Here is a 19,052-nt window from a genome sequence, read left to right as displayed (position 1 = left end):
TCATGTCTATGTGGTACCTTGGGCGCTGTTTTGAGTTTCCATGATCGTTATAGTCGATGTCAAGTTCAACTTTCATTTACCGCTTCCTGTAATCTATAACCCGATGCGGCACATTATGGAAACCTATTCTGTTAGTCCGATCGATTTCAAAATACGTAGCGTCGTTTCCTTTGCCTGTTGATTCGGGTTTGATCCTATACCATCCATGTTCGTTGCGAAAATATAGGTTCGGTCCTTCTTGACGACAAAACCAACGAACCAGCCAAACGGCGGTTCGATGCTGCCCCCCATCTTGCCGTATAACGCATGGTCACCAGATTCCTCCAGAAAAATTAGCTGTTTAACCGTTCGCATGACGCCTTTGTCGAAAGGCAGCGTCTCATTAACCAACTTGCTAAGAAACTCGACCTCCTCCAGAGGAGAAATGCGCAGCGAACTGTTAATCCAGAACTGGTCGATGCCCCCGGATATATCTTTATTACCGTAACCGATTTTATCCAACCACTCCTGCATTCGATTCTTTCCGATATCCCGGGCCATCGCTTGATAATACCACACAACGGACTCGCGCATGGCAGAGGCCAGTGTATGATCTTGATTCCAGCTCGTCCTGGACCATTTTTTTCCGTTCCACTGTTTCACTGTATTTTCGTCCTCCACGGCACCAGTTTGCAGTCCGATTAGGGCATTGGCGATTTTAAACGTCGATTGCGGCGCCTGCTGGGTCTTGGCTCTCTCCTCGTTGAATACATATGTTCGCAACGTCTTGACCTCCCGCAAAATAAACGTACCATTGCTTTCTTGCGTAAAAAAGGACGACACATTCAGTGTATCCCAAGCAATCAGATCTTGTTCACTTGCTTTAGTAGCCGGTTCCGCGTATGAGGAATCATTCGAAGCACTCAAGCAACCTCCCGTAAAAACACCCATAAGGAGCAAGACCAGAAGCATCTTGCACTTAGCGATGGCAGAGACGATAGACATGAAAAACCCCCCCTCCTTATCATAGAAAAATTCCAAGTCATCCTTACTTCTTTTGTTTAACAGAAACGGCAATATACGATTGGTCAGATTTATAAGAACATGACCATAATCAGGGAGAAGGTTAACACTTGCATCGGGCAATAATCTGGACAACCTCTCTACTGATTTTCTTGAATCAAGCATCACATCATTTTCGCCGACAATTAGCTTGACAGACATGTGGCGATACCCCAAGGCCGTTACCAACTGTCCTTTGTTTCGTTAGATGAACTTGTTTCTTCTGATCATTTAGTTCGTAAAATTAAGAAAGCAATTGATTTTACTTTTATATATGATCTTGTAAAAGACAAATATTCGGAAGATAATGGGAGACCGAGTATCGACCCTAACGTTATTCTACACAATTCTGGCTTTCCATCAGGAAAAGCAATATCAATAATATCTCCCTCTCTTAGAGGTGGTTTAATTCTTGAAATTTCAAAATCAGGTATACAAATAGATTGTGGAACCCCATCTATTCGTATATCTAAATCAGTTTCTGAACTTTTTCGTACAACCAAAATTGATCCATCCAATTCAATCGGACAATATTTATATTCAATCCGATCGGTTGGAATTGCGATATCCACTTTTTTAGCAAGTTCATAATGATATTTTTTAAAATGATAAAAAGAGGCTACTTCAGTTGCATAAACATAATCGTGGTGTTCAAGACCCAATCTTCTTACGAGTCCCTCTGGAACAATTGCATCAATTTTTGGAAGGTATCCTCCTAAAATTTTTCGTTCAAAGAGATATATTGGCCTTTCAATTGTTTGTATCTGATTATCAATATTTTCAAATACAGATGATACGGTGGAATCAATGGTATTCTCTTGATTCTCATCCTCTAATTCAACTTGTTTATCAGTGATTAGTATTTCCGCATCTGTAGAAAGCGTCCTCTTTTCTCCAGTTTCATCCAAATGAGTTATCCAATTAGACATGTTTTTCTTTTTTGTTTCGATTAAGTTTTCTACTGATTTTAATAGTTCAAAATAAGATTCAAATAAATCCTTATTTTTAGATAAATGTTCTGGCATTGTATATTCTAATGTCTTAATCATATCCTCTTTTATTTTCTGAAGGACCTCATCTAGCTTTATCACGTCCTTTCTCCCTTTCCATATTTATACAACGATGATAGCATCTATGAATGTTAACAGTGTACACTTATAAAAGAATAGGCTCACAATATCACCTGGTGTTAGCTAATTATAAAGTCAGTCATTTTAATGACTCCTTCTGTTTTCGTTCTATCATTGGTTAATCTTTCTATCCAAATAACATCATAAACAATAATTTACTTCCACATACACTAATTCCTCTCAAGTTTAAATCTCAGCTATACAATCAGAAATATCATATCTAATATTACCAACCATTTTTGAAACAGGATATGCTTTCATTAGATTTTCATCATACGGCAATAATAAGGATTCCAATAATTTTCCATCTTGCACATCTATATCTAACCGCAATGCTTCATCTTCTCGCTTGATTATTACAGGCATCCGATCATTATACTAAATGTCAACATACCTAAGAAATCAATCAGCTTTTGTAGAATCTTAATATAATGTGTCACATTTTTTCTTGATTGCGAAAATAATAGAGCATTCAGAATGGTTTATTGAGATTCGCTGAGTATCATTACGCTAACGGGCAGTATAGTGCAGATCAATAGACATCAATTAAGCGGCAGGGAACCGTTTTGTTATATCGAGCGATTTATAGAGAAGATGTCGACAACAACTAAACCTACAGAATAATATTATTTTACGTAAAAATTTTGTTTTACGGAGGCCCGATATTATGGAATTTTCAAAGGGCGTCAAAATCACAACTTTTAGTTTGTCGAACGACACTTCTACCTTTTCCATTGCCACGCGTAAATCTTCAATTTGCCCTGGGAATCCTGTATCTATTAAAACAGCCATTTCTTGATCCCACAAAAGAATTGGGTGAATAATATTCCCATGAAAATCTAGATGAAGTATTTCTGCTGACTTAGCCAAGGATTATAAAGTTAAAGTTTCAGCGGATTATCTTTTGGTGAAACGATGTTGTTACGCTAACGGGTATCGATAGTTCAATCATTTATCTATTGACTTGTTGCCTGCCATTTAGCACAGCAAAGCTGCCGAATATCTCTGCAGCAGCTTCTTGGTTGCGCTCTTGATCCCGTGTTACTTTAAGTATTTAAGTATACAATCTTTTTTTATAATAGAACCTGTTCCATTACTTAGTTACAAAAGAAGTTGCAGTAACCACTGGGAAAAAGTCAACAATATAGTAGCCAAAAAATTTTTATATTTAGATATGATATTGACTTTTAAATTCGAAAATCTCATCAACAGCTTGATGATACCCACCTGATTTTCGAAAGGATTCCCTAATATTCACAGCAGCTTTCTTGAAAGATGAGAGGCTTAACACATGATCTACGGCTTCACGTAGTTGATTTGCAGTCAAGCTTTGCATTTGTAATTTAATGCCTGCTCCGATATTGGCGACTTGTTGAGCAATTATCGGCTGATCCGCGCTTTGTGGGATTACAATTAGCGGAACCCCGTAATAGAGACCTTCATTGGTACTGTTCATTCCACCATGTGTAATAAATAATTTAGTGTATTGCAGTACATCAGTTTGTGGAACATAATTTTTTACGATGAAGTTTTTAGGAATTTCCCCTAAATCAGAAATTTGGACTTTATTCCCAATAGACATGACAATAGTATGATCAGTGTTCCCAAATGCCTCAAAACAAAGCTTATAGAAATCAATTGCTTGGTTTAAGACTGTACCCAGTGAAATGTAAATTGGGTTTTTCCCCTTGATTGCAGTAAAGTCGAAGTTTTCTTGAGTTAATCGTGAAGAGATGGATGGACCTACAAATTTATAAGTTTGGTCGAATGCTTCTCCATAAGGTTGAAACTCCCTTGTTGTATAAACGATTGTAAGTGGTGCAGGATTACAAAACACTTCGTAATGAGAATGGATCTCCACATCATATTTTTCCTTCACCATTACCGTCAGGCTTTGAAATTTATCGTTTATAGGTTTATCTATTTCTGTAGGGACTTTTATAGAAATTTGTTCCAACATTTTATCGAATGATACTTTTGTCTGCGCAAAAGAAGTACAAGAGTTGATTGCAGGAAGCTTAAGAATTTGAGCAAGTAAACGTCCACAACCAAACATGGAATCATGGATGATGTAATCAAAACGCTCTCCTTTGATCTGTTCAAGAACGCTTGGTATGACTATATCTGCCGTAAGTAAAAGACCGTTGATTCTTTCGAGTAAATAATCTCTTCCACCTGAGATAAAGGCTTTTATAAATTTTTGATCGTCAAATGTTCGTACTGAAGCTCCCGTATTCTCAATACGCTCCCGAAAAGCTTCTATAGAAAAGTACACTACCTCTTCTCCACGCGAAATAAGCTCTTGCACAACTCCAATAGTTGGATTGATATGTCCCTCTGATCCACCATTAATAAATAAAACACGCGCCATTTCTACCACTCCTTAGGTATACTGTTCTCTAAACTGTGTAAGAGTAAGGGGCACTGTCCCATACCATCGCTCGAATCAAATAATGGAATCAAGTTTATCATAGTACAATACTTGAAAATCTCAAACTTTAATCACCATATTTTTCCGCTATTCTGCCCGTTAGTTTAACGCAGCTAGCAGTCTTTATTATGAGGTACCTATTCTGGTACTGTAAACGACCATTTTCGGTTCTATTTTATAAAAAGATAAAATGAATATTTACGTTAGCATTGAGAAGGAATTGTGAGGAAATTTCAAGCTAACTGGTGCGTTTATTGAAAAAATAATAAGAAAAAAAGTCGATGGCTATATAGATTCTAATGTTAACTCAATTAACTTTTTAACTGCAGGGGATTGCCACTTCTTTGACTTAACAAGTACATATGAGTAAAAGGGCTCAAATTCTTCATTGTGTTCCATAATTTTTAATAATCCCTTCTCAACCTCATGTTTTACCGTGATATAGGGTAATGCCGCAAATCCTAAACCGCTCATTACAGCTTGTTTGATTGCCTCCAAACTCCACAGTTCCATTATTTGGAATTTCGGCAGTTTATGATTAGCTAAATATCTCTCAAACATGGAACGATAGCTGCATCCCTCTTCATTGGTAATAAAGTAGTCGGTAGTCCCATTATTTTTATAATCATCAAAGTATTGACTTTTGTTCGGAGCAGTAATTAAAACAATCTCTTCCTTGTGGAATTGATGGTAAATGCAATGATCTAACTCTAACCTTGTCCAAACCATAAAAGCAACATCGACATGTCCACTCATAAGGTCTTTTTGGTTTTGCCCACAGGTTCCATTACTCAGAATGATTTTCACATCTGGATATCTAGTCAAATACTCTTTCAAGATCGGTCCTAATCTAGAGATCGTTAACGATTCAGGTGCAGCAATTCTTATCTCTCCACTTACTTTGTCATGACTTTTCAATTGGGATATACGGTTATAAGAGTGTAACAATTCATCAACCAGAGGAAGTAATTCTTTTCCTAAGGAGGTCAAATTTAATTCTCGTTTGACATAAGTGAATAATTCTCCTCCAAGTCCTTCTTCCAATGCTTGAATATGAGAAGTAATGGTTGACTGAGTATATCCCAATTTTATAGCAGCCTTTGTGTAGCTCCCAGTATCGACAATTGTTCGGAACGTAATAAATTGTCTCATTTCCATTCGAAATATCCTCCTCTGATGCATTCAAAAAAATGATGATGACTATTTATGATTTCAATTTTACCGATAGATAGACCTATATTACAATGAAACTCATCCAAATATTTTTGATTCAGAGGAGAGATTAAACTAAATGAATTTCACAGCATTCCTTTCATACGTCATTATTACATCCATTACACCAGGACCAAGTAATATTTTAATGATGAATGAAGCAAAAAGATTTGGATTTAAAGGATCGCTACGCTTCCAGATTGGAATTATTTCAGGGTTTATTACTCTTGGTGTAGTAACCTCGTTGTTAACTACGAGTCTTTATCAGTGGATACCAATAGTAGAACCCTATTTTAGGGTCGTCGGTGCGGCATATTTATTGTATCTGGCATGGCAAATTGCCTTTTCTAAGAAAAGTAATAACGATGATACTTATAGTAAGTCTTCTTTTTTCTCAGGGCTACTTTTCCAAATTCTAAATATAAAAAGTATCTTGTATTTCTTAACGGCAATGTCAGCTTTCGTACTTCCTTATCATGATTCAAATGCGTCTACACTCTTTTTTATGAGTTTAACAATACTAATAGGTTGCACAGCATTATTATTATGGGCTGCATTTGGTTCAGCCTTTAAAAAGATATTTATAAAATACGATAAAATAGTAAATACGATCATGTGTTTTTTACTCATATATTCTGCGATTACAATTTTTTAAAAAGAAAACCCACCCCAAAAATCCTTCTAAAAAAAGATTTTGGAAATGAAGTGTGCTGGAGTTAGTATAGTTTCATGGACACCTCTTAGTTAAGTTCTTACAATGAAATCAAGAGGAGATGAGTCCGGATGGAACACAAAAAAACGAATAAGAGATACAATGAAGATTTTAAAAGAACAGTGGTAGATCTTTATCACTCTGGTTACTCTGTAAAGGAATTATCTAGCGAATATGGTATTTCAGAAGTCACCATTTATAAATGAATCAAAGAATGTACTCCTCTCGGAGAAGCAGGACAATTTATTGCACCTAAAAAGATTGCTGCAATGCAGAAGGAAATGCTGCGATTGAAACAGGAAAATGAAATTCTAAAAAAGGCTATAAAGAAGGCTTTTCTATTAGCCAGAAAAAAGTGCAACGATTAATGAATAAGGCCGGTATTCGATCCATTACGCGTAAGAAATTCCGCCCACAAGGTAGCAAAGACAGAGTTATGGAGAGACCTAATCTACTCCAGCAAGATTTTAAAACAACATCGATTAACGAGAAATGGGTAGCAGATATTACGTATATTCATATTCTTCGAGATGATAGCTATGAAACGTTTTATCGATATTCTATTGCGCATAACATAAACAGATAAAATAATAGATTCACAGGATATCCTAACAATCCACGGTTACAACTGACATACTAACAAGCTTTTTGACATATACACAGTTTGATCTGCACAAAAATTTGGCATAAAAAAAATCCATATCTATAAAATAAGGATTTTTGATCAATGAATCGTATGAGATTTGAAGGTAAAGATACTTTCCTGATTAAGAAAATGAGATAGGAATAAAATAAGGGAACCCAAACAAGCACTCGTCTTTACCATCAGTGCTGTATAGTTAGCCTACTTTTTTGTAAATATGAGCATAACTAAATTCTATTGTCTTTTTATAGGACTTGAGTAAATTTAGAGTAACCTCATTAAATTGATAAGGATGTTTTTCTTCTTTCGTTTCCTTTTCTATCTTCTAATGTATTTATCTCTTTTTTTCTTAAATCCGTCAGATTTTTCCTAGCATCTTCTTTTGAAATTCTAGTTTTTTTTTGACCTGGCAAATCAAACATATCGAAAACTGAGAAGTTTACTAGGGTTTGAGAAATCTTAGCCTCAAACCACTTGTGACAAACTCCTGTTAGTAGATCGAAAATGAATTGATAGCGTTTCGTAGCATAAAAAATAGTATCTTGATTTCCAGATAACTTATCATTGATCTGACGAATTGATAAGGAAAAGCCTTCATTTGTCCAGTGGTAATTTACCAAATGGTATTGTTTACTTTCTGCCCGGCCTCATCAAAAAACTCAAACCAGTGTAGAAATGTAGGCTAAGATATTTATTGATCATCTACCATGAGCACAAAAACAGGCTGCCTTGGCAGCAACCTGTTAATGTTTAATAGAATTTTACTTATGGAATTGTTCGAGGGTCCCCGCCAAAACCCTGACGTCGTACAGTATGACTGACGTCTCGACTTCCGTTCCGGTATATTCCAATTTTTTGAAGCAAGTTCCTCTCTCGTCCGCATTTACAAGACCAAAGCCATTCATCACCGAGATTTACACGCTGAAGGCACTCTAAGAAGTGCCTTTTTAAAACTGCTTAAAACAAAATTGACTTTACTTGATTTGTTTTTACACCTAGTTGAACTTGATTGTTGTTTACTGAAAGATTTTCTATAGCCTTTTCATTTAGATTAGCTGAATATGCATTATCAATCTCACGGTTGAACTTGAATACTACAGTTTCTTCTACATCTGATGGATTATAGAAACGTAGTACAAATTTACTTTCTTTCTCAGCCTTTTTCAACGTACTCATTACAATGTTTGACTGAACCTCTTTAAAAAAGCTAAAGTCTATAGGTGTTTTTACAGCTACCCTGTTAAGTTTCATAGCATCATGTGGTATTTTATTATAAGTTTTTACTGGAGTAAGGTACTCTTTTGTGATACGTGCGACGTTTGATTGTTGATTATGTGTTGTGATCGCAAAATCTAATGTTAGTTTTCCGAGCATTTGGGAATCTGGTGTTGGTAATTTAATCCCAGATGGCCGACCTGGTCTGCGTAGCATCTCCTCTTTTCCAAGGAAACCTACACTTCGGAATAAGGTGATCGCAATTGTGTCAAATCTCTCACCGACAATTTCATACTCTCTCGTGCTATTTGTTAAAATACTTACGCCATAGTTGTCGTTTGACAAGCCTACAAAGTTTAACATAGGATAGATGGAATCAGGGCGCTCATCCCACCCCTCTTTCTCCCACACATGTATAGCAGAATCAACGACATCACGTCTAATGGAACCGAATTGATTATCAGAAATCGAAAACGAAGATGAAATGTTTGTTGGAATCAGTGCTCTTAGACGATGATCCTTCGCATAGTTGTTTACTTCTAATTTTACTTCAATCACCGGCTTATGATTTGGAACAGTAACGACGATATGGACTTCAACTTCTCCATCCACTATTTGGGCTTTACGTTTTTCTATATTAGATGGTACTTCAAAAGTATATTTAATATCAATTGTTCCACCATATTGATTTTGGCAAATTTCTGTTTTTACATCTTTAGCATTATCACTGTATATTAGCTCTTCGTTTGGTAATGGTGAGTAGTCGTATTCATCCCCGTCATCCCCCCCATTTTCTAGCAGAAGAACATTTTCAAATCTTTGATTTAATTTTTTATCGAAAATATTTAATGTTCCATTTGGATTTACAATAATTTCGTAAAAATCTGTTTCAACCTTATTCGTTGACACATATGAATTTGTAGCTTTCTCATCGCACTGTAGGACAAAATATGTTTTATAGCCCATTGCTGGAAGTGTATCTTTAAATTGAATTGTATACTTTATGAATGGATCATAATTTCCATAATGAACTATTTGGCGGTCGATTAAACCAGGATCAGTAATTTCACTTCCAATTATCTCAAAATCAAGTTCATTTAGATCTTTATCAACAAGCTTGAAAGATTTTAGTTTTGTCATAACACTTGATGTAACAACCTCTGTCCGCTCATATGGAAGTAAATTAAATGCGGTTAGTCGATCATCCTGTTTATCTGTATCCATTGAATCGACTATTTTACGTTTATAAAAATGGATTAACTGATCGACTTTTTCCTCCGCTAGGAAGAATCGGTTGCATATTTCACGATGTACTTTATCGGAACAACAACAACCAATACTGTCATGCGCGTGGTTCTTCATAATTTCTTTCCAAATAAGTTCAATTAAACCATGATGGTATTCAAAGCCTAAGCTATATGCAATGGAAGCAAGCGGTTCTAATATATTTGTGATCTTGTTCTCTATTCTGGCATTAGCCGCTTTAATATCCATGCGAGTAGAAAAAATACTGCGATGAACACGCATATATTTGCCATCTAAAAACTCACCCTGCAATGTAGGAAGATCCTTATGTTTTTCAAGTTCAATAAAGACATTTTCATATTTGCTTAAGAAAAATTCACGTTCTGGATAGAGCTTGCGTAGTTTTTGCATAACCGTAAAAATGTTCTTTTGAATCGGCATTTGGTCATGTCCGTTCGGTAAAATGATATGGTCTGTTGTCGCCCCATTATCAAGCACAGTGAAGTATTTATCGATTCGTTTTTGAAGTTCTTTCTCATCTTCTGGCAGATATTTCCCAATCGCATATCCTAATGGAAATAATTGTACAAGAACCTTTGAACCATCATCCGTTTTCCAATAAAACTCCGTTTTATCGGTCCCATGACGTTCAGAAGTACCCCGCCAAAATATTGAATACTTAATATCAAAACCGTTCAAAATCATCGGCATCTGGGCTGATTGTCCAAATGAATCCGGGAGATATCCAATTCTCATGTATCCCCCATATTCTTCACTATCTCTTATGCCGTATAAAAGGTTACGTACAATTGATTCTCCACCTACCACCATTTCATCAGTCTGTGTATACCAAGGTCCGATAATTAATCGTCCTTCTTGAACAAGTTTTTTTAAGCGCTCTTTATTTTCTGGCTTTACAGAGAAGTAATCTTCTAAAATTGAAGTTTGTCCATCTAGTACATAGTATGGATAATCTGGATTGTTTTCTAACATCTCCATGATTTCTTCCATGTTATTAACTAATAAAATTCTAGATTCTTCTGTAGAAAAATACCATTCTCTGTCCCAATGCATATGGGGAACTATATGAACGTTTTTCATTTTATTCTCTCCATTCTATACTAAGTCTTGTTGCATTTTTTATTTCATTCTCTCTTTATCTATTTTATTTTTACGAGTCACTATCAATAACATCATTGATATTACGGCACCTATTAATGCTGCACCAAACCAAATACTTGCTGCTAGTAATAATGGTTGTCCTTGTAATAATGCAAGTGAGAAAATACCAGCACCAGGGACATTTAAACCAATATCAAAGTAAGCTACAATTCCACCAGTTATCGCAGATCCCACGATTAATGATGGGATAACACGAAGTGGATCGTTTATCATGAACGGGATTGCACCTTCAGTTATTCCCGCTAATCCAAGTAACCAGGTTTGTTTCCCTATTTCTTGTTCTTGCTTTGTAAAATACTTTTTACCGACGATTGTTGCACCTGTTACCGAGAATGCCGATACCATTTTTACAGATGCAAATGTTGCGTAAGGAACAAAGTTCCCACTTGCCATTGCACCGATACAGAACGTATATGCTGCTTTGTTCACTGGTCCACCTAGGTCAAATGAAACCATTGCACCCAGTACTACACCCAGAATGATTGCATTTACTCCACTCATTCCGTTAAGCCACTGAATTAACCCCTCATTTAAGAATGCTAATGGCTTACCAATCACAAATAACATGATTGAACCAACAACAAGTGTTCCAATTACAGGATAAAACCAGAAGCTAACAAATCCAGCGAATGTACCTTTTGGTTTTACTATCCTTTTTAAGGATTTCAAAAAATAACCTGCTAATAGACCACCAAGCATCCCGCCTAAGAATCCACTGCCAATCAAGTTTGCTGCTATTCCTGCCGCGAAACCAGGAGCCAATGCAGGTTTATCAGCAATTGAATATGCCATGTATGCTGATAGAATAGGAATCATTAACTGACCTAGAAGCGATCCGCCAAGTTGTCGTAATAGCCACAACCATGTACCTTCTTCTGCGTACAATTCTTGCAGACCAAATGCTTGTGAAATAAAGACGGCCGCGGCTAACGTCATACCACCTGCAACAATAACTGGAATGATATATGAAATACCTGTTAATAAAGAGTCTTTGATTTCTGTTCTAATAGATTTACCTTCTGTTTCGTCAGTAGAATTATTAGAATTGACAAACTCTGATTTCGGTGAATTCTCAGCTATTTGTAACGCTTGTTTTAAAATGTTTTGAGCATCTCTTAGTGGTGCTGCCACTGTTGTTTTTACCTTTGGGAGGTGGTCAAATCGATCTGCGTCTTTTACAGCTACATCGACTGCGTAAACAATCGCGTCTGCTTTTTTTATAAGTGCTTCTGTGTGTCGGTCTTCAATACCGTTTGCGCCTTGCTTTTCGACAAACACGTCGATACCAAGTTCTTTTCCTGCCTTTATTAAGGCCTCAGCTGCCATATAAGTATGTGCAATACCTGCTGGACAAGCAGTAATCGCTACTATTGTTTTATCAAGCTTTTTCACATCGCTTGTATTTGGTGCTTCTTGTTGGGATTTATCCAGACATTCGTATAGGTCTGTATTTGTCTTTGCCTGTAGTAAGTTGTTTTTATATTCCTCGTTTGATAATTTTGTCACAAGCTCTGATAATAAGGAAAGATGTAATGAACCTTCCTCCACTTTTGGAATCGCTAACAAAAAAACTAATTCAACTTTATTATTTGGATCGACGCTTTCCCATGAACCAATAGGCTTTTCAAGTGTTGCAACAGCGAAGGCTGCTTCTTTTACTGCCTGTGATTTACCATGAGGTATTGCAAGACCACCCTCGAATCCAGTAGGGGATAATGCTTCTCTATGCATTACAGCTTTATAAAACTCTTCTTCAGAGTGTATTTTCCCTTCAGCCGCTAATTTCTTTATTAGGTACCTTATTACTTCCTCTTTAGAGGAGAAAGATTGCTTGGTACTAATTAAGGATGGGGAAGTCAAATTCCTTAACAACATAGCTGTAACCCCTTTCATAAATGTGTAGATCAATATGGTTACATCTTAGCAAATAAAAAAAAAGAAGCTGGATTCTTCTTTAATTTACACAGATATCTATTTCTGATTCTCTTTCGTGTGTATTTCTACACATCATTTTTCTATAGCCCAATAAATTTCAGCTAATGCCCGTAGTACTATCATTACTGGCGTTTTATCCGTGATATTATACTCTTTAAACTTTCTATTAGGAGAATAACAATACAAATTTGCATCTGCCATTTGCTGCAAGGAATTTTTGTAAAAATGTGTAAGGCTTATTAAACGAACTCCTCTTTTCTTAGCTAACTCAGCAATGTCTAATACTTGAGACGTTTCACCCGACAAGCTAATGAGAAAAAGAACATCGGTTGCTTCAAGGTGATTGACCTCATGAATCATATCGTGGCGATGATAATAATGTTCCGCCTGCTTTCCAGCAATTTTAAGGTACTTCACTATAATTTCACAAAAAGGAGTCGTATCTCCAACTGCGAAACATAGCACCCGATTCGCCTCATGAATCATTTTTGTAACGATCACTAATTTATCTCGATCAATAATAGTAAGTGTTTTATGTAAGTTAAAAGAAAGACTATCTTTCATAGGTTCTTTTTTCTGATTAATTTCTTCCTTCAAACTAATTTTCATTTGGGAGTACCCTTCATAACCCAATTTCTTTGATAATCTTGTAATCGTATTCGGTACAGTAAAATGCTTTGCTGCTAAATTCTGTATCGAAAGATTAACAGCTTCTTCTTTATTTTTAAGGATATATTCAATGATTTGTTCATCAGTGTCATTTAACTTATATTCATATTTTTTAATTTGTTCTTCGAATAGCATCATTGGATAACACCTTCTATTCTGAGATTATGTATAGAATACGTGGGAGGAAATCCACCTGTATTTGAGAAAAGTCTACACTCATCTTAATTGAAATGAGACCTTGAAACAAGGATAGGCTGGGGTATTTTGGAGTAAGGAGCTTTCCCTTTTCGTAAATATGTTAGTTACAATTTAAGCTGTTTAAAATTGTTAGAAATAAAAGTGCGTTAGGTCGATAACTTATTTGATAACATTTTTATACAAAAAATGAAATATTAAAGTATATTATTCCTATTTTTTGCCTTACATCATCAGCTTATGTCTTAAATCCTTTGGCAACATCTAACGTATCATGTTTCTCGATGCTTTCCTTTACACGGTTCACTCTCTCTTTGTCATAACTATAAAGATCTCAGCTATCTTTTGGTTTTATCTTCTTCATTTTTCACCTCATTTAAACAATAAAATGATTGTTTGAATATTATTTATACCCTATAATAAAAACAATCAAATGAATGTTTGAATGTGGAGGTAGAGAATGAACAACGTATGGAACAAAATCATTTATAAATTAGGGGCGCCTTTTTATGATGTCTTTTTTAACTCTGGTATCTTTCTGAACGCAAGAAAAAAGGTGTTTGAAGGCCTTGTCCTACACAAAGGGCAACATATTCTTTTTGTTGGTATCGGTACAGGAGCTGACTTGTGCTTTTTTACTGAACAGGACATTCAAATAACTGCCATTGACATATCTCCTTCTATGCTGACTCAAGCCAAGGAAAAAGCAAACAAAAAAATGAATATTCAATTTTTAGAAATGGATGCCCAACACCTAGCATTCTCTGACCAATCATTTGATATGATTGTAGCCAATCTTATTCTTTCCGTTGTGCCTGATGCAAACCAATGCATGAAGGAGATTATACGGGTAACAAAAAAGAAAGGTACGATCGTAATTTTTGATAAATTTGAACCTATAAACAAAAAACTTTCTTTTAGTAAAAGACTACTCCGTCCAGTCATCTCTGTACTTGGCACTGATATTGGGCGTAACTTTGAAACAATTATTAAGCCGTACAATGAGCAAATTATAGTACAAGGAGATGTTCCGATCTTATTTAATGGTATGTACCGAAAAATTACCATGCAAAAGATATACTAAGTTCCCCTATTCCTTCTATACAGTGAAAGCTAAAAGGCTTTTTAAGGAGATGAAAAGTTGCCTCATTTCACTGTTACTATATTGGAGGATGAAGTCAAAAGTTACTTAGAAGTTCCTGTTTACCAAAGGTTCTGTATTTGACGTAATTCCAACGGATTTTAGCATTGCAAATTCTCGTTTTCGAAGGGATATGCTCGTTGAGATTGTATTAAAAATATTCGCAATCGAAATCACTGAAATTAATGCGATAAAACCATAAGAAAATACTGACATTAACATAAACTTCTGTTCATTTTGTTTTCGATATTTACACAAGATAATGCTTCCTCATCCTTTAAAAATAAAAACCAAGTAGCTCCCAAAGTGAAAAATAAAAATTGCAAAAAGAATGTAGTCTCAACAGGAAATCGAAGAAATGAGAGAGAAATCTGGCCATTTTTCCTGATGAATATCTTCTGCTAATCTACTTAGTGTCTTGTATTTAAAAGGATATAAATTCTCAACCGAATAAATCCGTCATCGGTGTAACAGATAAATTATTATGATGGGCTTTAGGATTGCTTCTCTAGCGAAGCATAGCCGCTCTAAACTCAGCTAAAATTTTTGGCCAAACCTCAGTTAGGGTGTTTTGATAGGCAAAATGTTTAATCGCGTAATCACGTCCAGCTTTTGCGATTCGAATCCGTTGATTGTCATGGTTCAGATAATATTTAATTTTCTCTACTGTCTCTTCGGCAGAAACTGGAGACTACACAATTTACTTCATGAATAAGGTTTATACGAACAGCTGGTGAGTGCTTTCGCATAAAAACCCCTCCTGTTTTAGGACGGTTAAGATGAAATCTAAAAAATTATTACTATAGGATAATGATTTTGGGAGCAAGGGTGATTGGATGTTTTACCCAAGTAATAAGTATATTTTTAGAAAGAGGAATGACCAAGTGGATTGGTTATAAAAAATCTCTCAACCATCTATGTAAGCTTCGCGGATTTATAATCAATATAAGTCACATGGTTACCTCTTCTTGCTTCATAATGGCATGAAACGTCTATACACAGGCGCTATCATTGGGACTGTTTTAACTAGGTACTCACTCGAATGATGAATGCTACACCCTAACAATCAAAAAAAGCTCCAAACTGAAGTGTCTATCCGAATTATTTTTGAGTGTTGTAATCCAACCATGCGGTCCGCTAGGAAAATTCTGAACCGCATATACGTCTCCCATTGGATGAGTTGTGAATCCTCCACTAATAACCGTTTCAGAGGATTTCACAAACATTCGACACACCAAGTATTCGTGAGTGAGCATTAAAAATGGCCACCTGTAAAGTTTAAAGCCTGGTCCATGATCATCCGTATCTACATCTGCTCGTTCGGGATTAAACACTTCCTCCCTTGTGGAATAACTATACATCGTCTCCCGCATTTGTTGAACAGAGTAATTCACAGTTGGATGTGTCCATCCATTATATAGAGGATACACAGTAACAGGAATAAAATTATTCATTCGATCAACTCCTGATATCCTAATAATATTGATGATGTATCTTATTATAGTAATGGGTTGAATGTGAAATCGTTCTGTAGGATATAGGGGAAACGCTGTAAAAACCTTGGACACACGGCATTTCGTACCGAGGTTGGTACTATATCACAATTATGGTTTCATTGTATTACTTCCATTGTGAAGGGCATGTTCATTAGTGTTAAGTTGTTACGTCAATAAACTTTTACATGAATCTTGTGCTATTTTATTTTTTATGGTAGTTGAACAATTTAAATAGACCTAGGGGTATCTTTCCTTAGGCTCACTTTTACTATTTGGACCACTTAGTTCATTTAATCGATTGGTCCAAATCCTACTCTATTTTTCTTTAGTTTGAACCACATTTTTCGGTAAAAAACACATCTCAAAATCTTACTATTTTTATTAAATCGGGGCTTAGTTTCTCACTAATGGTCCGGTGTTCCGACCACAGAAGTACCGCCCACTGTATATTTACAAAGCTATCCTTGATTGTCCCACCGTTGGACTGAAGTGAGCTCCCCAAGATAGTTAGCATGACGGATGAATCTATTCGGATAGTTTACGGATTCCAGAGAGATGTAAGCCATACTATTCCTCCTTACTGAGATAAATTTTTATCGTAACACCTTTATCTATCCTGATTGCATGTGCATAGTTGTGGTTGTTTCATCTGTCAAAAACCTACATTGGTGTTAATGGTAATTTTTATTCAATAAAACCTACTTTGGTGAGGAAATATTGTACGTATTGGATGGTTTAATTAAAAAGTCTCTTAACCGCCTAATTAAATTGGGAGGTTTTTTCGGCAGAACCTACACTTTGTTCAATGCGGTAAACTCATTCCATCAAGATGTTCGAGAAAAATAGTTAGACTGATCTCAAATAAAAAGGCAGTGGCAGCTTCGGACGCGAAAATAAAGTCCTAGACTACCGCTGCCTATATTAAGCTATCGATCTCCGTTAGAGTTCAATGATCTTTGTAGCAATATTTTTGCAAAATTCCCTGTCATGCTCCACAAAAAGAATGGTTGGTGAGTATTCAAGCAGTAACTCTTCAATTTGCATGCGAGACATAATATCAATAAAATTAAGCGGTTCATCCCAAATATGCAAATGAACTTTCTCACAAAGACTTTTTGCAATCAGCACTTTTTTCTTTTGGCCGCCGCTAAAAGCTGAAATATCCTTTTCAAATTGAACTCTGGAAAAATCAAGTTTTCTTAAAATAGATTTGAAAAGGCTTTCATCAATCCCATTGTTTCTAGCGTAGTCCGTTAAATTGCCCTGTAAATGTGAGGTGTCCTGTGAAACATAGGATATTTTAAGCTGACTTCCCTTTCTGAAAGTGCCAGTATAGTTTACATTCTCACCGCAAATAAGTTTGATAATACTTGATTTTCCGGAGCCGTTTTTACCTGAAAGCGCAATTCGTTCACCTTGCCCAATAGTAAAACTTATATCTGTGCAAACCATCTTTGCACCGTAATAAATCGATACATTTTCAAGTTCAGCAAGTTGGTTTTTATGAAAATCAAGTTGTGAAATCTTTAAGCTATCAGGGTTTTCAATATTTTTAAGGAGCTTAGACCGTTCATCAATAGCAGATTGTTGTCTTTGCTCCATTGCTTTAGAGCGTTTCATCATTTTAGCAGCCTTATGACCAATATAGCCTTTATCTACCTTGGAACCGGAATTTCTTGTGCCATTTTTCGTTTTTTCCACTTCGTGTGACCAGTTGCTCGTTCGTTTAGCAGAATCCGACAAGCGTTTAATGTCTTTTCTTAGCTTTTCGTTCTCTGCAAGCTCAAAGTTATCTTGTCTCTTTTTATTTTCCCACCAATCGGAGAAATTACCTTTTTGAATTTCGATGTTGGTCTTATTGATTGAAAGTATGTGATCTACGGAGTTATCAAGAAATGATCTGTCGTGAGACACAAGAATAAATCCGCTTTTGGTATTGAGATAATCACTGACAAGTTTTCTTGCATTCATGTCAAGATGATTGGTTGGTTCATCAATTAACAGAAAACTATTTTCCTTAAGAAATAATGTAGCCAACAACACTTTCGTTTGCTCTCCGTTGGACAATGAATCAAAGGGCCGATATAAAACATCCTCAGAAACCTTTAACAATGAAAGCTCACGCATTAATTTCCAGTGAAGATAGTCTGGAAAAATGTCGTTGATTACATCAAGGGTATTATGCTCCTTGTTTTCGACAAGGAAAGGAAAATATTCAAACCTGACATTAGCAGAAATATTTCCGCTGTATTCATATTTACCAAGCAACAAGTTGAGAAATGTTGTCTTACCTCTACCGTTTCTTCCCGTAAATCCTAATTTCCAATCGGTATCTATTTGGAAACTTACGTTTTCAAATATGTTATCGAAGCTACCATCATAGGCAAACGTCAGGTTTGTAACATTTATTAATGACATGAAATTATCCTCCTGTATGATAAATATAAAAGCTACAAGAAAGTTACTTTCTTGTAGCTCAAATAAATACAGCAAATCCAACCCCCTATAGAGTTAGATAAGGATATATTGTTTGAGTGAAAAGATGTAGTAACTTTCTTGCATATAAAGAATAAAACATGCGAAAAATATCGCTTTTCTTGTTTTATTAATTTATATATTCGCAAGAAAAATTACATGATGCTTTTCAACTCCAATCATTAAATTAAACGTATCTTATCATATCCATTTTTAAATTTCAACAAATAAATCCTGGACAATCGAGGTTACAACCACAAGACCAATCAAGAAGAACGACAAGAATAGGCAAATCTGTATATTCGAAAATAAGTTATAAGGAAAAAGCAT

Annotated in this window: 14 protein-coding genes and 4 pseudogenes; 4 read left to right on the top strand and 14 right to left on the bottom strand. The window is 35.7% G+C overall.

Annotation, left to right across the window (positions count from 1 at the left end):
• Positions 1 to 123 precede the first annotated feature (123 nt).
• Positions 124 to 930, bottom strand: coding sequence for a class D beta-lactamase (gene blaOXA, locus ACQV1I_RS12390; RefSeq protein WP_376786118.1), 807 nt, complete (start codon positions 928 to 930; stop codon positions 124 to 126).
• Between the two features lie 273 nt (positions 931 to 1,203).
• Here blaOXA and ACQV1I_RS12385 point away from each other — a divergent pair.
• Positions 1,204 to 1,383 (top strand): annotated as a pseudogene (locus ACQV1I_RS12385) (IS5/IS1182 family transposase); the annotation flags it as partial.
• Positions 1,384 to 2,357: 974 nt separating this feature from the next.
• Here the strand turns inward: ACQV1I_RS12385 and ACQV1I_RS12380 are convergent.
• The 4 genes and pseudogenes from ACQV1I_RS12380 to ACQV1I_RS12365 all read right to left on the bottom strand — a co-directional run bounded on the left by ACQV1I_RS12380 (position 2,358) and on the right by ACQV1I_RS12365 (position 5,760).
• Complete coding sequence (locus ACQV1I_RS12380) at positions 2,358 to 2,537, bottom strand: hypothetical protein (RefSeq protein WP_116334462.1); 180 nt, start codon at positions 2,535 to 2,537, stop codon at positions 2,358 to 2,360.
• 318 nt (positions 2,538 to 2,855) lie between these two features.
• A pseudogene (locus ACQV1I_RS12375) lies at positions 2,856 to 3,041 on the bottom strand (MBL fold metallo-hydrolase); the annotation flags it as partial.
• A gap of 298 nt (positions 3,042 to 3,339) precedes the next feature.
• Positions 3,340 to 4,542 carry a macrolide family glycosyltransferase gene (locus tag ACQV1I_RS12370; protein ID WP_116334463.1) on the bottom strand — a complete coding sequence of 401 codons (1,203 nt, stop codon included), beginning with the start codon at positions 4,540 to 4,542 and terminating at the stop codon, positions 3,340 to 3,342.
• 345 nt (positions 4,543 to 4,887) lie between these two features.
• Positions 4,888 to 5,760: a LysR family transcriptional regulator gene (locus ACQV1I_RS12365; protein WP_116334464.1), complete on the bottom strand. Its 873-nt coding sequence runs from the start codon at positions 5,758 to 5,760 to the stop codon at positions 4,888 to 4,890.
• A gap of 133 nt (positions 5,761 to 5,893) precedes the next feature.
• Here ACQV1I_RS12365 and ACQV1I_RS12360 point away from each other — a divergent pair, with 133 nt between their 5' ends.
• Positions 5,894 to 6,469, top strand: a complete 576-nt coding sequence (locus ACQV1I_RS12360; RefSeq protein ID WP_116334465.1) for a LysE family transporter — start codon at positions 5,894 to 5,896, stop codon at positions 6,467 to 6,469.
• Positions 6,470 to 6,597: 128 nt separating this feature from the next.
• Positions 6,598 to 7,058, top strand: a pseudogene (locus ACQV1I_RS12355) (transposase); the annotation flags it as partial.
• A 389-nt stretch (positions 7,059 to 7,447) separates the two neighbouring features.
• Here the strand turns inward: ACQV1I_RS12355 and ACQV1I_RS12350 are convergent.
• The 4 genes from ACQV1I_RS12350 to ACQV1I_RS12335 all read right to left on the bottom strand — a co-directional run bounded on the left by ACQV1I_RS12350 (position 7,448) and on the right by ACQV1I_RS12335 (position 13,553).
• Complete coding sequence (locus ACQV1I_RS12350; RefSeq protein WP_116334468.1) at positions 7,448 to 7,789, bottom strand: hypothetical protein; 342 nt, start codon at positions 7,787 to 7,789, stop codon at positions 7,448 to 7,450.
• A 337-nt stretch (positions 7,790 to 8,126) separates the two neighbouring features.
• Complete coding sequence (gene mngB, locus ACQV1I_RS12345) at positions 8,127 to 10,730, bottom strand: mannosylglycerate hydrolase (RefSeq protein WP_116334469.1); 2,604 nt, start codon at positions 10,728 to 10,730, stop codon at positions 8,127 to 8,129.
• Between the two features lie 39 nt (positions 10,731 to 10,769).
• Positions 10,770 to 12,686, bottom strand: coding sequence for a PTS 2-O-a-mannosyl-D-glycerate transporter subunit IIABC (mngA, locus tag ACQV1I_RS12340; protein ID WP_116334470.1), 1,917 nt, complete (start codon positions 12,684 to 12,686; stop codon positions 10,770 to 10,772).
• A 132-nt stretch (positions 12,687 to 12,818) separates the two neighbouring features.
• Positions 12,819 to 13,553 carry a MurR/RpiR family transcriptional regulator gene (locus tag ACQV1I_RS12335; RefSeq protein WP_094702008.1) on the bottom strand — a complete coding sequence of 245 codons (735 nt, stop codon included), beginning with the start codon at positions 13,551 to 13,553 and terminating at the stop codon, positions 12,819 to 12,821.
• Positions 13,554 to 14,070: 517 nt separating this feature from the next.
• Between ACQV1I_RS12335 and ACQV1I_RS12330 the strand changes: the two genes are divergently transcribed.
• Complete coding sequence (locus ACQV1I_RS12330) at positions 14,071 to 14,694, top strand: class I SAM-dependent methyltransferase (protein ID WP_116334471.1); 624 nt, start codon at positions 14,071 to 14,073, stop codon at positions 14,692 to 14,694.
• Between the two features lie 141 nt (positions 14,695 to 14,835).
• Here the strand turns inward: ACQV1I_RS12330 and ACQV1I_RS12325 are convergent.
• From ACQV1I_RS12325 to ACQV1I_RS12305, 5 genes and pseudogenes are all read right to left on the bottom strand, one after another.
• Positions 14,836 to 14,997, bottom strand: a pseudogene (locus ACQV1I_RS12325) (FtsX-like permease family protein); the annotation flags it as partial.
• Positions 14,998 to 15,259: 262 nt separating this feature from the next.
• A complete protein-coding gene (locus ACQV1I_RS12320; protein WP_236645839.1) occupies positions 15,260 to 15,376 on the bottom strand; it encodes a hypothetical protein in 117 nt (38 codons plus the stop codon).
• Between the two features lie 427 nt (positions 15,377 to 15,803).
• Entirely contained in the window at positions 15,804 to 16,205 is a 402-nt protein-coding gene (locus ACQV1I_RS12315; RefSeq protein ID WP_116334472.1) for a hypothetical protein, read from the bottom strand.
• A 500-nt stretch (positions 16,206 to 16,705) separates the two neighbouring features.
• A complete protein-coding gene (locus tag ACQV1I_RS12310; protein ID WP_094702002.1) occupies positions 16,706 to 16,813 on the bottom strand; it encodes an AbfB domain-containing protein in 108 nt (35 codons plus the stop codon).
• A 373-nt stretch (positions 16,814 to 17,186) separates the two neighbouring features.
• The gene (locus ACQV1I_RS12305; protein WP_116334545.1) at positions 17,187 to 18,665 is read right to left on the bottom strand and encodes an Lsa family ABC-F type ribosomal protection protein; all 1,479 of its coding nucleotides are present in this window, start codon (positions 18,663 to 18,665) and stop codon (positions 17,187 to 17,189) included.
• Between the last annotated feature and the right edge of the window lie 387 nt (positions 18,666 to 19,052).

Origin of the sequence: Brevibacillus sp. JB24b, assembly GCF_051713385.1 — a bacterium.
Classification (GTDB): Bacteria; Bacillota; Bacilli; order Brevibacillales; family Brevibacillaceae; genus Brevibacillus_B; species Brevibacillus_B laterosporus.
This window is presented reverse-complemented; position numbering and strand designations above follow the sequence as displayed.

Bases quoted from the DNA above. Each gene is read 5' to 3' on its own strand.
- blaOXA (WP_376786118.1), bottom strand. From the start codon at position 930: ATGGGTGTTTTTACGGGAGGTTGCTTGAGTGCTTCGAATGATTCCTCA.
- ACQV1I_RS12380 (WP_116334462.1), bottom strand. From the start codon at position 2,537: ATGCCTGTAATAATCAAGCGAGAAGATGAAGCATTGCGGTTAGATATA.
- ACQV1I_RS12370 (WP_116334463.1), bottom strand. From the start codon at position 4,542: ATGGCGCGTGTTTTATTTATTAATGGTGGATCAGAGGGACATATCAAT.
- ACQV1I_RS12365 (WP_116334464.1), bottom strand. From the start codon at position 5,760: ATGGAAATGAGACAATTTATTACGTTCCGAACAATTGTCGATACTGGG.
- ACQV1I_RS12360 (WP_116334465.1), top strand. From the start codon at position 5,894: ATGAATTTCACAGCATTCCTTTCATACGTCATTATTACATCCATTACA.
- mngB (WP_116334469.1), bottom strand. From the start codon at position 10,730: ATGAAAAACGTTCATATAGTTCCCCATATGCATTGGGACAGAGAATGG.
- mngA (WP_116334470.1), bottom strand. From the start codon at position 12,686: ATGTTGTTAAGGAATTTGACTTCCCCATCCTTAATTAGTACCAAGCAA.
- ACQV1I_RS12335 (WP_094702008.1), bottom strand. From the start codon at position 13,553: ATGATGCTATTCGAAGAACAAATTAAAAAATATGAATATAAGTTAAAT.
- ACQV1I_RS12330 (WP_116334471.1), top strand. From the start codon at position 14,071: ATGAACAACGTATGGAACAAAATCATTTATAAATTAGGGGCGCCTTTT.
- ACQV1I_RS12315 (WP_116334472.1), bottom strand. From the start codon at position 16,205: ATGAATAATTTTATTCCTGTTACTGTGTATCCTCTATATAATGGATGG.
- ACQV1I_RS12310 (WP_094702002.1), bottom strand. From the start codon at position 16,813: ATGGCTTACATCTCTCTGGAATCCGTAAACTATCCGAATAGATTCATC.
- ACQV1I_RS12305 (WP_116334545.1), bottom strand. From the start codon at position 18,665: ATGTCATTAATAAATGTTACAAACCTGACGTTTGCCTATGATGGTAGC.